Raw genomic sequence first — 13762 nt, 5'->3', positions numbered from 1 at the left:
GAGCATGGATTTGAACATAAGCACTTGGACACCACCTGAAAATGCATCACCAGATCAGATGATGCGATACCCAGTAGATGCCAGAGGTGCAGATTGGCGAAACAAAGATATTGGAACTATTGATTTAAAAGGTGCAAATCTATGCCGAGCTGACTTAAGAGGGGCCAATTTATCAGGCTGCCAAATGGAATATGTGGATTTGAGGCTAGCAAAATACGATAATAAAACACAACTTCCAGAAGGATTTAATATTCGAACAAGTGGGGCCATCGGGCCAGGAGCCCAACTAAATGGAGCATTCTTAAACAATGCGGATTTGAGAGGAATAGATCTCCGGAAAGGTTCATTAATGGGTACCTATTTAAGTGGTGCAGATCTGAGCGGTGCATTACTGGACAACATTTCATTGGCTGGCGCTGATCTTCGCCATTCAATTTTAAGAGGAGCGATGTGCCGAGGAACCCGATTTGGCACAAGCGAACTAAATATGGCAGACCTAAGAGGGGCTGATCTAACAGAGGCGAACCTAGAAACACTGGAATCAATCAAAGGCACCGATTTCTCAATGTGCAAAGGAATGGCACCCCACATTGAACGCCTGCTAGAGAGGCCTGCGATCGAGCTGGATCACTGGAATCCACTCACTCGAAGCACTACACGCTCAAGCCTCGAGTCCCTACGGTTAGAAACATAATTTCACAAAAAAAGGGTCGATTGAAGGCGCTCGGCGTCGAAATCGATCATGTCGTCCTGTCACGCAACAAAACTGAACACTTGATTGAGCTTTATAAAGAAGATGCCCAATCGCAGAGGTTTTGCAAGAGATTGATCAGAGATAAACGAGAGAGCAATTCATGCCCTTTGGTCCTGCCTCGCTACTAGGGGTTGAGCGCTTCTCCGCTGAGAGTGAAGCACCGCTCGAACTGCTTCCAGGCGACGACGACATCCAAAAGGAAGCCTTGATACGCGCTATCTACAAGCAGGTGCTTGGCAATGCCTATGTCATGGAGAGCGAGCGGCAGTTGGTCGCAGAATCCCAGTTCAAACTTGGTGAAATCAGCGTTCGGGAACTGATCCGCCGAATCGCGAAGAGCGATCTCTATCGAAGTCGATTTTTCGAATCATGCCCGCGCTATCGATATATCGAGCTTGCCTTCCGACATCTGATGGGACGAGCACCTGTCGATTTTGAAGAAATGCGCGCGCACGCAGAACGTCTTGACAGCCTGGGGTATGAGGCCGATATCGATAGCTTTTTAGATTCTGATGATTATCAAAACACTTACGGGGAGTGGGTTGTGCCCTATCAGCGTGGCTGGAAGACAGAAAGCTGCAAAACCCTTCAAGAGTTCACATGGAGTTTCCAACTGCTTCGTGGCAATAGCAGTAGCAGTCTGAAGGGTGACCTCTCAGGCATCACAGCAAAACTTGGAGGAGCGGTCTACCAAAACCTTCCACTCGCTGTTGTCCCACCATCATCCAAAGAAGCAACAGGTTGGAGCTTTAGGAGATCGAAAAACCTACAAGATGCGCCAACGCGACTGGGCGTGGGAGCAGGACAAGAGGGGACCACCTATCGCGTTGAAGTTACTGGTTACAGCGCTAACAACGTACGGCGAATATCACGCTATACAAAATCAAATCGAGTGTATTACATACCCTTCGATAAACTCTCTGAACAATTCATAAGAATACATCGTGAAGGGGGTAAGATTTCTAGCATTACACCAGTCACTTAAAGCGTTAAGTACTTAATCAGCTAACAACCTCAACAAACACTCAAATTGAACATGGCCACCAACAAAACATCCTCAGGATTCGGAGCAGAGAGCAAGTGGAATAATCCCGTTACCTTTCAAAGGAAGGGGAGATCCAACCAGAAAGCAGCTTTAACCATAGGAGAATTCCTCAAGAATTCATGCGATCAAATGGCAATTGGCGTAGGGCCAAGAAGCCATGCAGATTGCCCCCACAGAGTGACAACGGAATGCTATAGCCCAGATGACAACTCATCGCTTGATGATGTTATTGCAGCTGCATATCGTCAAGTCTTTGGCAATGCCCATGTCATGGATTTCGAGCGTTCCAAAGAACTCGAAGCACAGCTCCGTAATGGAGAACTAACAGTTCGTGATTTTATTCGTGGGCTTGCGAAGTCAAGTTTTTACAAACAGAGATTTTTCACACCTGTTGGTCCTCAAAGAGGCATTGATTTAAATATCAAACACCTGCTTGGGAGAGCACCACATTCACAGGCCGAAATTTCAGCGAAGATCTCGCTTCAAGCTGAGCATGGACAGGAAGCTGTCATCGATAGCATTATTGATTCTGCTGAATATCTCGAAGTATTTGGAAGTGATGTCGTTCCCTATGCGAGAGCCTGGTCTTCACCAGCTGATTTAGCAACCTCTGCCTTCCCGCTACTTGCAGCAATTCAAAAAAGCTTTGCAGGGAGTGATAGTGCCAGAGGTGGAAGTAGCAACCTAATCAGTAGTTATGCAAGTGGACGGGCACCAAAAATCAATGTGCCTTCTGAATCGATCGGAGTCAAACCCACTCCAAGCTATGCAGCAGGTCGTTTTGCAAGCAGAGCACCTGGTGTCACAAGTGGAAAAGATGGCGCACCCATGCGTGGTGACAGCTACGTCTTCTTTGGGCTTGGACAACGGGAACAAGAAACATTCCAACGTTGCCCAGGCGACTCTACGGATCAACTCAACGCCTTAATTAGGGCATCCTACAAACAGGTCATGGGTAACCCACACCTGATGGAATTCGAAAGAGCAATCTCAGCTGAAAGCAAGTATGTGGACGGCTATCTGAGTACTCGTGAATTTGTACGAGCATTAGGTCTTTCAGCCGAATACAAGCGTCGTTTCTTTGAAACAAATGCTCCTTATCGCTTCATCGAATTAAACTTTAAGCACTTCTTAGGAAGAGCCCCAAGTTCACAGGCTGAAATCAGTGAGCACACAAAAATACTCGCTGAACGTGGTTATGAAGCAGAGATTTGTAGCTATGTTGATAGCGTTGAGTATCAAACAACCTTCGGCGAAGATACCGTGCCATTTGCACGTATCCTTTCTGAGAATGGCCGGTCTCAAGTGGCCTTTAATCGTCACCTGAAATTAGCCGAGGGCTATGCGGCGAGTGACACAGTTCAAACAGGATCTTCACTCGTAACGTCTGTTGCAACAGGGACAGTTCCAGGGGGTTGGAGTGATACCACCACTCGAATCAACCGCACTGGTACACAATCAGGTGCCGCAGATCCAACCAAGAAGAGGTTCAGAATCGTTGTTTCGGCACAAGCTGCACGCAGCAGACAACGCACAGCGGGCAGCACTTATCTAGTTTCTGGGAAAGACATGTCCAGCCAAATGAAGTACATCCATTCACGTGGAGGAAAGATTCTTTCAATTACAGAAGTAATGTAAGAAGGAATTAATATTCAATAAGGGGGGCCTTCCAATCGGAAGGCCCCCCTTAACATTGGCCAACCCCAAAAAAAAGCAATGTCACAGCCACTCACTCTTGCCACAAAAGCAAATGTAGATCTTGATCACTCAAGAGACGTGATCAAAAGAATATACAGGCAAGTGTTCGGCAATCGACATCTCATGGAGTTGGACGTCAATACATCATTAGAGGCACTATTCATCAATGGAGACCTAACTGTCCAGGGATTTGTAACCGCACTTGCTCAGTCGGAAACTTATAAAAAACTCTTTCTGGAGAGGAATAGTCCTTATAAATTTGTTGAACTAAATTTCAAACATCTTCTAGGTCGAGCACCTCATGGCCAAAGTGAGATTATGGAACACGTAAAACTCCTAAGTGATGAGGGCTATGAAACTGAAATCGCAAGCTATACGTATAGCGCAGAATATTTAACTGCTTTTGGTATTGATCAGGTCCCTTACAGTCGTGGCTCAAACACAATGCAGGGTGGGAGTACAATCAATTACGCCAGAACTAATGCCTTTGAAGTTGGATATGCAGGATATGATGGGGCCCAAAAAGGTTCTACACTTCTGAAAAGCATCACAACAGGTTCAGTTCCAGATATCTCTCAAAGGAAGGGAGTTGGAAATGGAGGAGCGTTAACCATAAGCTGGAGTTCACGAAAGCAAATTGGTGCCAATCGTCGGGTCGCGCAGAAATCTGTGGTAAGCCAAACATCAATGTCATCAACAATAAAAAGCATTCTCTCCCAAGGCGGGAAGATCCTTAGTATTACAAAGGCTTAAAGGTCCTGGTTTTATGGCCTAGCCCCTTCGGCGTTAGGCCATAATTGAATCTATAGGAATAATAACTCAAAACATAACCAACCCCAATACCCAGACCTCATGCCAATCATCCGCCCAAATTCCCAAAAGATAAAAAATCAAAAGACAGCTTTTGAGAGATCGGTAGATAAAAACCCTATGGCAATGTCAATGATGATTGATTCAGTTGTCAACATGATGCAAAATACAAGGCCACCTCTACAGCAAGAACAACCTAATACATTCGCTAACTAAGATGGATATTGAGCAGTTTGTTGCTCAGACTGAAGGTGAATGGAGGTCAATGCGCTCAGCCCATTCTCTGGCCTTTCAACAATTTGAAGATGTCCTAAGCGAAATATCTGTAGAAAAAATCAGTGAAACAAATTCTGATTTGCAAACGATACTAAAACAAGAAGGTGACTTAAGTGTATCCGATATTAAGTCACCTTTTTTAATGAAATGGGCTGCTGAAAGTGATTGGGAACCTGAAGACCCCAATGATGTTGCGAATGGCCAGTGTATTATTGTGCCAATACCAAACAATCAACACTCCGGAGTACTTCTCAGAAGCATTGGTTACGCAGAATCTATAGCGGCAAGATCAGAATATAATTTTCTAGATGATGGAACATTTGTCCTGAGAACTAAATATGATCAATCAATTGCCGAAGAAAGGATTTGGTTTATAAGCGAAAACGTTCGCTGCCGCTCCTCTGTGCTTAAGACATCTGAGGGCTCGGGAATACTACAAACATCATTCTCTTCAGAAGTGCGTCGACTAACCAAATCATAACTACAAATAAATCTATGGATTCCATATTAGAGTTTGCTCAAACACTTGCAGGGATATACGACAACTTCGCGCAATCTCAACAAAATCCAAAAGATTTTGCTCGGATTAATATAATCTTCAGACCACTACCTTGGGGAATCTTTGATGGCCCAGGATTCTATTCAGAACAACACTATGACTACGCTCCATGGTCACCATACAGACAAGGAGTGCACAAATTAATTGCTCATAAAGAAATCTCAAATACCTTCATCATGGAAAATTTTGGATATGCAGATCCAATGCGCTTAGCCGGTGCTGGTAGAAATCCTGAACTTCTTGCATCCTTGAAAAAGGAAAACTTAAAAGCAAGGTGTGGGTGTGCAATGCATTTCAAAACAAAAAAAAATAGAGAATATATTGGATCAGTAGAGCCAGGAAAAAGATGCATGATCCCAAGAGATGGACAACTCACATATTTAGTTAGTGAAGTTGAAGTTACTCAAGAGAGCTGGACAAGCAGAGATCGCGGATATGATCCGGATACAAATAAACAGATTTGGGGGTCTGAGCACGGACAATTGATTTTCAAAAAGGTAGCAGATATTGGAGAGACAATTTCCAATGATTGGATCATTAAAAAACGTAGCCATGAAAGATAGTAAAACCCAAATAAAATCTTGGATTCGGTCTCAGCATCTTATTTGCGAGGGAAGTGATTTTATTTTTGAGACTGTTGATCAAACTCAATTGGAAAAATTTGAAGCAATTATGGAATCATTAGGAGGTCGAGTTAGAGCAGTAAAAGCTGTTGGTAATTGGCCGATGGGGCCAAATCGATCCTTTAAAATCTTAAGAGCAATCGCTTCAGTGCCAAGACCAGGAGGAGAAGAGCTCGTAACCTATTGGGCAAAAAAAGGATCTAAACAAACAAGATATTCAGAGATAAATTCGTAATGAATAACCTTAATCTGCAAACCATCCCATCCATGTAGGCTGAGAAAAATCAGTATGCTCACTCCATTGGCGAAGCAAAGTTAATGAATCAAAGTGATACCCCCTTTGCTCTGCAAGGGCAATAAGTTCATCTTGATTACGAGCAGACTTAATCTCGTCTTTTAGTTCACCATCATTCTGGGCGAGCTGAATAAAATCTTTAAGAATTTGATCCTTCTGGGAATCAGAAAGGGGGGAACTCATGGATTCGGAATGAAGTTATAGATTTTAAGAAGAACCTTGATCGGCTCCTTCCATCAGCATAGCTCTCCAAGACGAAACCTGACGAAAAGCCCAACTCCAGTGGTTCGTATTATCAAAATGAGCTGATTGCTTATCCTGAGAACTTAAAGACTCAGAATCTGAACGAATAAATTCATCCCAATCAGCTTTTGCGAAAGAGAATCCTTTCGAATTTGCATAGTCAACAATTTGTCCATGCGATGTAAGTTTTTTTAGCCCAGTTGCAATTTCATGACTCTGAACAACAGAGTGAATAAATTGTTGGATGATTTGGCGAGAAGATGAATTTAGCAAGGTTCAATCCAAATTGCAAAATTGGACTTCAAACAGATGAGCTGAAGAACTAGCGGGCCTCCAGTACAACGAAGGAGACGCCAAGGGATTTTTTGACTCGTATGGCCAGAATCAACCAAAATTTTAGGCGGTCGAGTGGCTTGTTCTAATGGGATCAAAGCAGCACCAGTCAGCAATGGTTCCACAGAAAGAATTAAGTTACGCAGAGAGTTAATATCATCAACAGAATTAAAGCGATCTTGAAGATCACCATCTTGAGCAATCAATTCTACAAAGCGAGGCAATGCTTTTTCTGCTTCAATTGAAACTGGCATCCTAAAACCAACCGTTGATATCAATACTACACCAATGCAGTATGGGGAGATTACGATTGCTCAAGTGAATCGGCTGAGAACAGAGAAGTCAACCAAGCCTATTCACTTGATGAACTGCCAATACAAAGTGGTAGATTTGGTAAGCTTACATGAAGTCAAGGTGATTGAAATATTATGGCAGAGCGATTCGATGTCTTATTCGAGGGACTGTCAGAAGAGTCGTCTCTAAAAATCCTCTTATCCGATCCCAGAGATCTCCCTAACCCTGTAGATAAATATATGGCTGCCACACGACTCGCAGCATGCTCAAGCGAGGAGTCATTACAGGGTCTCATCAGCGCGGTTGATCTCGATCCAGAGGACCTCTTTAACAGAATTACAAGGCGAAAAGCGATAGAAGCCTTAGGACGAAGAAAAGACGCACAAGCTTTAGATTGCCTATTTAAAGCCCTTGAATTTGATGATGAGCCATCGGTCATCAATGCCGCCGATTCAATTACACAAATATCTGCTCCCCTCAGCCAAAGTCAATGTGATTCACTCCTGAAAGCCTTAAAAGGAAGTGATCCACAAAGACGATCTGTTATTCAAGCTCATACAAGACTAGGCCTTCAGAGTGGAACATCATTCATTCAAACCCTTGTCCATGATGAAAATCCGTTAATTTCAGGAGCAGCAAGGGCTTTTTGCGCTCGGGTCGAGGGCGACCTAGATCAACTGAAGCCACTGATTGCTCAACTCCATGATCTTCAAGCAGGGCGTCGCCGTTCTGCGGTGATCGACCTTGGGGATGCTGGCGACATCAACATGTTGGGTGAGCTGATCAAGAGTGCTGTATCAATGCCATTACGAGCAAAGAGTGCCTTTCAGCTCGTTGATCCAAGCAAAAAAGCACAAGTCCCTGAAGAACACATCAAAACCATTACAACGCTTCTGCAAGATGACCCTAGAAATCTTTCCATGCGCGAAGAGTGGTTGAGCAACCAAGACCCAACAGAGATTGAAAACAACCTGCAGCACCGAGACGAAGGAAAACAATACGGAGCAGCACTAAGCCTGCTCAAAATGCCTAAGCCTCAACAAATCAAAATAATTGATGGGATTCACTCACGTCTGTGGAGTGATTACGGAGCAAACTATTTGCTCACGTCGTTGATTGGTCTCGCATCCATCCACGAGAGAGCGGAATTAATCAGAACTTCTCTAGCTGAGACCCTTCCTCAATATGCAAAGTCAAGAGTTGCCGCAGCATGGGCCTGCCTAGAACTGGATCTGAACGACCAGCTAGGACTCCTCAAGGACATCAGCACAAACTCACAGTGGCTGCCACTGAAATGGAGCTGCTCACAGGTGCTTAAAAAGTTTTCATGATGTTTTACAAACCACCCCAAAAGCCCTCCAACACTGGGATTGAGGGCGATCCCGTGCTGCTTTACATTTTCTTCGGATTGGCGATTGCAAACTTTTCTGTCTTGACATCGCCCTGAACAGGAGTAAGCAAAAAAAGAGAAGTAATGTCCATTTGGCGGATACGCATCCCCCCAAAAAACTCTTCCCAACTCCTCATGCTCGACGCATTCTCCAGGAAGGCCGTCTCGGCCGATTCAAGCGGCGCCTTCATTGGCGGAGGCGAGCTTGCCTCTCTCAAGTCATTCATTGCTGACGGCAACAAGCGCCTCGACGCTGTTAACGCCCTCTCATCAAACGCTGCTTGCATCGTCTCTGACGCCGTTGCTGGCATTTGCTGTGAAAACACCGGCTTAACTGCACCTAATGGTGGTGTCTACACCAACCGCAAAATGGCGGCTTGCCTTCGTGATGGCGAGATCGTTCTCCGTTATGTGAGCTACGCGCTTCTGGCAGGCGACGCTTCCGTCCTGCAGGATCGCTGCCTTAATGGCCTCCGCGAAACCTACGCCGCACTTGGCGTTCCCACAGGATCTGCTGCCCGCGCAGTGGCCATCATGAAGGCCGCTTCCGCAGCATTGATCACAAATACCAACAGCCAGCCTAAGAAGGCAGCTGTAACTCAGGGTGACTGCGCCAGCCTTGCTGGTGAAGCAGGTAGCTACTTCGATGCAGTGATCAGCGCAATCAGCTGAACCTGATCTCATTTAATCGTCAAACACCACTAACTTCCAACTCATGAAGTCTGTTATCACCACAGTTGTCGGCGCAGCCGACAGCGCTTCCCGCTTCCCATCAGCATCAGATATGGAATCCGTTCAGGGTTCTATCCAACGCGCTGCTGCTCGTCTTGAAGCTGCTGAAAAGCTTTCCGCTAACTACGACGCAATTGCACAGCGCGCTGTTGACGCTGTCTACGCTCAGTACCCCAACGGTGCTACTGGCCGCCAGCCACGCGCATGTGCAACTGAAGGCAAAGAGAAGTGCAAGCGTGACTTCGTTCACTACCTGCGTCTGATCAACTACTGCCTGGTTACAGGCGGCACTGGTCCTCTTGACGAACTCGCCATCAATGGCCAGAAAGAAGTTTACAAGGCTCTCAGCATCGATGCTGGTACCTACGTTGCAGGCTTCTCAAACATGCGCAACGACGGTTGCTCACCTCGCGACATGAGCGGCCAAGCTCTGACTGCGTACAACAACTTGCTTGACTACGTGATCAACTCCCTGGGTTGATTAATACCTCTAGGTATTAATTGATTCCGCATGGAACAAGGGGGTGGGCAATGCCCACCCTTTTTTTTCAGGAATTTAACCTGGCCAATGCAAAGTCTTCCTAAGGCATAGAAAGTCAGGAAGGATATCGCTTTTGAGTCTTTCTTTCAAAAGAGAAACAACTCCTTGACGAATCCTGATCGGGCAATATCAAGCCTTACAATTTCACGGCATAATTGATTTCTTGCCCTGAGATGTAGAGGCGTATTCAAACATCCACTCCCCCCATCTTCATCATGCTCGGAGCAGAAACAAGCCTGAAGTCCTTGACCTCGGCGACTAGGACAGGTCCAGCTTCATTCTCCACAAACAACAAAGCTGGAAAAAGCACAGTTCCATATACTCCTTCTGACGCAAGAGCTGAATACAAGAGAAAACACTGCGCTGCATCGGGAATCGGCATAGGCCCAAGACTTCATTCCGAATGTCCATTCGGAGTCGTAGCTGACAGATACAGCCCAGGTGACAGCGAAGCACTCAAGCGTGTCATCAAGGCTGCATATCGCCAGGTACTCGGCAATATGCCACCCACGGAAAGCCAGCAAGAGACCTCACTGGAAGCAAGGCTCCTTAATGGAGAAATCAATGTCCGTGATTTTGTCAACGGATTGGCAAAGTCAACCTTCTACAAAGATAACTTCTTCCATGCAGTGGGAGCACAGCGAGGCATCGAACTCAACTTCAAGCATCTTCTTGGTAGAGCACCACTCAACCAAGCAGAGGTTCAGAATCACATCAAGCTACAAGCAGAACACGGCTTTGATGCTCTGGTTGACTCACTGACCAATTCTGCTGAATACACCGAAGTATTTGGCAGCGACACCGTTCCCTACGAGCGTACTCAAGATTCATACGCAGGAATGTTCACTCGTTCCTACAACCTAATGAGGGATCTTGGTGGCATGAAAGTAGCCATCAGTGATAACGCACAGGGAAGAGAAAGCAAAACCATTAATGCTTTGGCAAATGCTCTGAGAGAGAGCACCAAACCGCAGCCTTTCTCCTATGTGTCTGTCACAAAAATTCCTGTCAAACTACCTCAGCAACAGTACGCAGGTCATAACCCACCAGCGATGAGTGATTATGTACCATTCCGTCCATTTGGAATCTTCTTCTAGATTCAAAATCTCGGAATAATTAGCAGGAGCCCTCATCAAAGATGAGGGCTTTTCTTATGGGGAAATACAGAAGAGATCAGCTAGATTCAATGAGGAAGTACAAGCTTAAAAATGACAAGAGTCCAATCTCAACAAGAAGACATGAAAAGTGAGACTCTTACGCAGGAAGAAGCACTGGAACTTGCTACGGTCTTAAAACAAAAATTGAGCGATGGAGAACTACCAAATAAAGATCTTGAATCCATCAACAAAATGGTTGCCGGATTAGGTGACAATAGAGGAGAGTTGAGATTAACCTTTGCAAAAAGCCTCGGCTCAGTTGGAGAAGAAGCCATTCCAATATTATGCGAAGCATTAAAAAACAGCTCTAATACAATTATTAGGCGAGCCTCCGCTAAAACACTAAACATTATTGGGAATAAAAAAGCACTCCCAAATCTCATCGAAGCATTTGAGACAGACGAAGATCCCGTTGTGCAAGGTTCATCAGCGGGAGCAATGGCCACCATAGGAGAACCAGCGATTCAGCCATTACTGAAAATTTTAACTGAGTCAAAATGCACAGCTTTTCAGATAGGATTAATCAATCTTGCATTGGGTTTCATAGGCTCTAAAAGCCCCATGGCCTTGCATTCGGCAACAAATTCTACAAATCCGGAAATAAGGATCGCAGCCCTGAGTGCTTTAGCTGAACAAGCTCAAAAGCAAGAAAATGGCGAAGTGCGATTATTAATACTGAATGCATTAAAGGATCCAGATAGCGAGGTGCGCGCAGAAGCAGCAACAATCGTAGGAAAATCGATGGATCAAGAAGAAGCTGCCAATCAGCTCCACGAATTATTAGAAGACAGTAATGATCAGGTGCGAAAGAATACTGCATTATCACTCATGAAAATGGATTCAGTGATTTCGATTGATACTATCGAGCACGCAATTCATAGAGAATCTGATGAGCAAGTTAAAGGAGTACTGATCGTTGCCAGGAATCAGCTAATCAACCGGCGAGATACGATCTAACCACCAAACAGACTTTGCCGGCGAGACACGCTCGATTCGAGAACGTCCTTAACCAACTCATCCGTTGATTCATTACTAATCAAACTCGCAAAACATTGATCAATATCAGAAGAACTAACTTCCGCAAGGGACATCACCGCTGATTGAACATGAGCTATATTTGCGCTATTGCATGCTTTAATTAAAATCGGGACAACACGTTCCTTCTCAAACTCTTGTTTTGCAAAATGCCCAAGAGTCATCAATGCAGATTGAGACACAACAGGATTAGAATTGTCTAGGGCACTCTCTAATACAATGATGGCTTCATTTGGAAAAGCCACTTCTGGAAAATTCACAGCAACTTGAACGAAAGCCTTGATACAGCAGGCTTTGACCGTGGAACTACTGGTTGTTTTATAAAGATCGAGTAGAGGAAGCACAACACGATGACCAAACACACCTAAACCTTTAACAGCGGTTCGATAGATGGAAGGATCAGGGTCATTTAACAGATCGAGAAGGCGAGGCAATGCCTCGTCAAAATAATTTTCCGACATTACTACACATGCATCCATTCTAATATTGGGATTCGGATGTGATAAATCTAGAAACAGATCATCAAGAGATAGTATTGAAGACACAACACAAGAGGAAGATTTTAAGAGCTTAGCAGGATGCAATAGCTATGACCTCTCATTGACAAAGCTCAATGACAATGACCTACAACGCCAGTGCCATGCGTGCTCTGGCCTGAACAAAGAGATCTTTATCATCATCAGAAATTTCTAAAATCATCTTGCTTTTATATGCCGTGTCTAGTTCTGAATAATTGTCTATAGCTTGAATCAATGAATAGCGCATATCCCAAGGCAATGAATCACGAGCAGACAAAATCTCTTCCATCAACTCACAAAGCATCCCAGGATTCAGCTTGGCAAGTGACAATACAGACGCAGACCTACTCTTCTGGAATTGTGGCCTAACATTAAAAACCGATGAAACAAGAACTTCAATAATCCAAGGCATAGACTCCCGAGGCCAATCAGAGATAGAGCCAAACAGACAAATAAAGCAATAATGTGCACCATAATCATTATGGGCTTCATCAATCCATGAATTCTTCAACAGCAGAAAAATCTCAGAAGCAGAGCAAGAAGAGAGATGATTGAGAGCTAAATAACATCGACTAAAGTCAGTGTTATAAAGGTCTCTGATCAGAGATTCACAAGAGGGGGGCTGATCATACCGATGGACACAATTAATCGAAGACAAGTCACAGGAGAGGAGGGAATCTAGAGAGGAAAGCAAACAAGTTTCAACACTATCAACTAAGTTGTTGCTATATAGCTTTCGAATAGCCCGCAGCTTAAAAACAGGTGAAACAGGAGCAGCAAAGATTTCAGCGCTCTGATCAATTACATTAGCATCTATTAAATCCTGTATAGCACAATGCCTATCCATTTGATTAGGTAATAATAAATTTAGAGAAATTTGAGGAACTTTTTCGTAATCATGCGCAAGCTTTGCAATAGCAGAAATTGCTGCACCTTTAATTCCAGGAGTAGGATTAAACTGAAAAGGACGAATAATATCAATACTGCTTGAAATATCCAAGGAAGCCAAGCACTGAATGATAATACGCTGATTAGCCACATCAGCTTGTAGGATGTCGATCATTTTCTCAATAAATGCATGATCATGACATTTCAACATTTGCAATGACCAAACAGTATTTTCTACTAAATAGACATCATCGGACCATAAGCAATTTCCGATCGCAGGAATTGCATCAACACATCCCAGCCGCGCCAGCACTTCAACGATCTTGCGTTTAGTGATTTTGACTGATTGGCACGAAGATAATCGATATTGCAAAAATCCAATTAATGCTTTTTCAGTTTCTACACAAGGGCAATTGATTAAGTGTGCTGCTGCTGTATAAAAATCACTTTCCGATTCTTGTTCACTTATAGACTTCATCAGCAATTGACGTGCATGCTCACAGGTCAGACCTGGATGGATGTTGTCAAATCTTGCGGACGTATGCAAAACAAGAACATAGACAATGAAATG

General features: G+C 44.3%; 17 protein-coding genes. 12 read left to right on the top strand and 5 right to left on the bottom strand.

The genetic code is table 11. The features are described 5' to 3' along the window. Positions 1-4: 4 nt before the first annotated feature. The 7 genes from SynPROS91_RS02510 to SynPROS91_RS02480 all read left to right on the top strand — a co-directional run bounded on the left by SynPROS91_RS02510 (position 5) and on the right by SynPROS91_RS02480 (position 6000). Positions 5-694 carry a pentapeptide repeat-containing protein gene (locus SynPROS91_RS02510; protein WP_186518178.1) on the top strand — a complete coding sequence of 230 codons (690 nt, stop codon included), beginning with the start codon at positions 5-7 and terminating at the stop codon, positions 692-694. A gap of 160 nt (positions 695-854) precedes the next feature. Next, positions 855-1739, top strand: a complete 885-nt coding sequence (locus SynPROS91_RS02505) for a phycobilisome linker polypeptide (protein WP_186518176.1) — start codon at positions 855-857, stop codon at positions 1737-1739. Positions 1740-1790: 51 nt separating this feature from the next. Further along, a complete protein-coding gene (locus SynPROS91_RS02500) occupies positions 1791-3437 on the top strand; it encodes a phycobilisome rod-core linker polypeptide (protein WP_186518174.1) in 1647 nt (548 codons plus the stop codon). Positions 3438-3515: 78 nt separating this feature from the next. Then, positions 3516-4250 (top strand): phycobilisome rod-core linker polypeptide, encoded by a 735-nt coding sequence (locus tag SynPROS91_RS02495; RefSeq protein ID WP_186518172.1) that lies wholly within the window; start codon positions 3516-3518, stop codon positions 4248-4250. A 274-nt stretch (positions 4251-4524) separates the two neighbouring features. After that, complete coding sequence (locus tag SynPROS91_RS02490) at positions 4525-5064, top strand: phycobiliprotein lyase (RefSeq protein WP_186518170.1); 540 nt, start codon at positions 4525-4527, stop codon at positions 5062-5064. A gap of 14 nt (positions 5065-5078) precedes the next feature. Beyond that, the gene (locus tag SynPROS91_RS02485; RefSeq protein ID WP_186518168.1) at positions 5079-5705 is read left to right on the top strand and encodes a chromophore lyase CpcT/CpeT; all 627 of its coding nucleotides are present in this window, start codon (positions 5079-5081) and stop codon (positions 5703-5705) included. Continuing rightward, on the top strand, positions 5695-6000 hold the full coding sequence (locus SynPROS91_RS02480) for a CpeR family transcriptional regulator (RefSeq protein WP_186518166.1): 306 nt from the start codon (positions 5695-5697) through the stop codon (positions 5998-6000). The genes SynPROS91_RS02485 and SynPROS91_RS02480 overlap by 11 nt, the downstream gene beginning before the upstream one ends. Before the next feature lie 9 nt (positions 6001-6009). On the opposite strand, the gene SynPROS91_RS02475 is transcribed toward SynPROS91_RS02480, so the two are convergent. The 3 genes from SynPROS91_RS02475 to SynPROS91_RS02465 are packed head-to-tail and all read right to left on the bottom strand — an operon-like array spanning position 6010 to position 6890. Beyond that, positions 6010-6243 (bottom strand): Nif11-like leader peptide family natural product precursor, encoded by a 234-nt coding sequence (locus tag SynPROS91_RS02475; protein WP_186518164.1) that lies wholly within the window; start codon positions 6241-6243, stop codon positions 6010-6012. A gap of 24 nt (positions 6244-6267) precedes the next feature. Continuing rightward, entirely contained in the window at positions 6268-6576 is a 309-nt protein-coding gene (locus tag SynPROS91_RS02470; RefSeq protein ID WP_186518162.1) for a Nif11-like leader peptide family natural product precursor, read from the bottom strand. Continuing rightward, positions 6570-6890, bottom strand: a complete 321-nt coding sequence (locus SynPROS91_RS02465; RefSeq protein WP_186518154.1) for a hypothetical protein — start codon at positions 6888-6890, stop codon at positions 6570-6572. Before SynPROS91_RS02465 ends, SynPROS91_RS02470 begins: the two co-directional genes overlap by 7 nt. Before the next feature lie 174 nt (positions 6891-7064). On the opposite strand from SynPROS91_RS02465, the gene SynPROS91_RS02460 reads away from it, so the two are divergent. The 5 genes from SynPROS91_RS02460 to SynPROS91_RS02440 all read left to right on the top strand — a co-directional run bounded on the left by SynPROS91_RS02460 (position 7065) and on the right by SynPROS91_RS02440 (position 11707). Next, on the top strand, positions 7065-8261 hold the full coding sequence (locus SynPROS91_RS02460) for a HEAT repeat domain-containing protein (RefSeq protein ID WP_186518152.1): 1197 nt from the start codon (positions 7065-7067) through the stop codon (positions 8259-8261). A 194-nt stretch (positions 8262-8455) separates the two neighbouring features. Next, positions 8456-8992 (top strand): bleomycin hydrolase, encoded by a 537-nt coding sequence (locus tag SynPROS91_RS02455; protein ID WP_041426329.1) that lies wholly within the window; start codon positions 8456-8458, stop codon positions 8990-8992. Positions 8993-9035: 43 nt separating this feature from the next. Next, positions 9036-9533: a class 2 C-phycoerythrin subunit alpha gene (mpeA, locus tag SynPROS91_RS02450; RefSeq protein ID WP_186518150.1), complete on the top strand. Its 498-nt coding sequence runs from the start codon at positions 9036-9038 to the stop codon at positions 9531-9533. A gap of 275 nt (positions 9534-9808) precedes the next feature. Beyond that, positions 9809-10690, top strand: a complete 882-nt coding sequence (locus tag SynPROS91_RS02445; RefSeq protein WP_186518141.1) for a phycobilisome rod-core linker polypeptide — start codon at positions 9809-9811, stop codon at positions 10688-10690. Positions 10691-10801: 111 nt separating this feature from the next. Next, positions 10802-11707: a HEAT repeat domain-containing protein gene (locus SynPROS91_RS02440; RefSeq protein WP_255439878.1), complete on the top strand. Its 906-nt coding sequence runs from the start codon at positions 10802-10804 to the stop codon at positions 11705-11707. Here the strand turns inward: SynPROS91_RS02440 and SynPROS91_RS02435 are convergent. Both SynPROS91_RS02435 and SynPROS91_RS02430 read right to left on the bottom strand, forming a co-directional pair. Next, positions 11704-12369 (bottom strand): HEAT repeat domain-containing protein, encoded by a 666-nt coding sequence (locus tag SynPROS91_RS02435; protein WP_255439877.1) that lies wholly within the window; start codon positions 12367-12369, stop codon positions 11704-11706. The genes SynPROS91_RS02440 and SynPROS91_RS02435 overlap by 4 nt on opposite strands. Positions 12370-12409: 40 nt before the next feature. Next, the gene (locus tag SynPROS91_RS02430) at positions 12410-13738 is read right to left on the bottom strand and encodes a HEAT repeat domain-containing protein (protein WP_186518139.1); all 1329 of its coding nucleotides are present in this window, start codon (positions 13736-13738) and stop codon (positions 12410-12412) included. Between the last annotated feature and the right edge of the window lie 24 nt (positions 13739-13762).

This window comes from Synechococcus sp. PROS-9-1, from assembly GCF_014279775.1.
Classification (GTDB): domain Bacteria; phylum Cyanobacteriota; class Cyanobacteriia; order PCC-6307; family Cyanobiaceae; genus Synechococcus_C.
The sequence above is the reverse complement of the archived record's forward strand: the minus strand, read 5'-3'. Positions and strand labels throughout refer to the sequence as shown.

Bases quoted from the DNA above. Each gene is read 5' to 3' on its own strand.
- SynPROS91_RS02440 (WP_255439878.1), top strand. From the start codon at position 10,802: ATGACAAGAGTCCAATCTCAACAAGAAGACATGAAAAGTGAGACTCTT.
- SynPROS91_RS02490 (WP_186518170.1), top strand. From the start codon at position 4,525: ATGGATATTGAGCAGTTTGTTGCTCAGACTGAAGGTGAATGGAGGTCA.
- SynPROS91_RS02485 (WP_186518168.1), top strand. From the start codon at position 5,079: ATGGATTCCATATTAGAGTTTGCTCAAACACTTGCAGGGATATACGAC.
- SynPROS91_RS02480 (WP_186518166.1), top strand. From the start codon at position 5,695: ATGAAAGATAGTAAAACCCAAATAAAATCTTGGATTCGGTCTCAGCAT.
- mpeA (WP_186518150.1), top strand. From the start codon at position 9,036: ATGAAGTCTGTTATCACCACAGTTGTCGGCGCAGCCGACAGCGCTTCC.
- SynPROS91_RS02445 (WP_186518141.1), top strand. From the start codon at position 9,809: ATGCTCGGAGCAGAAACAAGCCTGAAGTCCTTGACCTCGGCGACTAGG.
- SynPROS91_RS02510 (WP_186518178.1), top strand. From the start codon at position 5: ATGGATTTGAACATAAGCACTTGGACACCACCTGAAAATGCATCACCA.
- SynPROS91_RS02505 (WP_186518176.1), top strand. From the start codon at position 855: ATGCCCTTTGGTCCTGCCTCGCTACTAGGGGTTGAGCGCTTCTCCGCT.
- SynPROS91_RS02455 (WP_041426329.1), top strand. From the start codon at position 8,456: ATGCTCGACGCATTCTCCAGGAAGGCCGTCTCGGCCGATTCAAGCGGC.
- SynPROS91_RS02500 (WP_186518174.1), top strand. From the start codon at position 1,791: ATGGCCACCAACAAAACATCCTCAGGATTCGGAGCAGAGAGCAAGTGG.
- SynPROS91_RS02475 (WP_186518164.1), bottom strand. From the start codon at position 6,243: ATGAGTTCCCCCCTTTCTGATTCCCAGAAGGATCAAATTCTTAAAGAT.
- SynPROS91_RS02495 (WP_186518172.1), top strand. From the start codon at position 3,516: ATGTCACAGCCACTCACTCTTGCCACAAAAGCAAATGTAGATCTTGAT.
- SynPROS91_RS02460 (WP_186518152.1), top strand. From the start codon at position 7,065: ATGGCAGAGCGATTCGATGTCTTATTCGAGGGACTGTCAGAAGAGTCG.
- SynPROS91_RS02465 (WP_186518154.1), bottom strand. From the start codon at position 6,890: ATGCCAGTTTCAATTGAAGCAGAAAAAGCATTGCCTCGCTTTGTAGAA.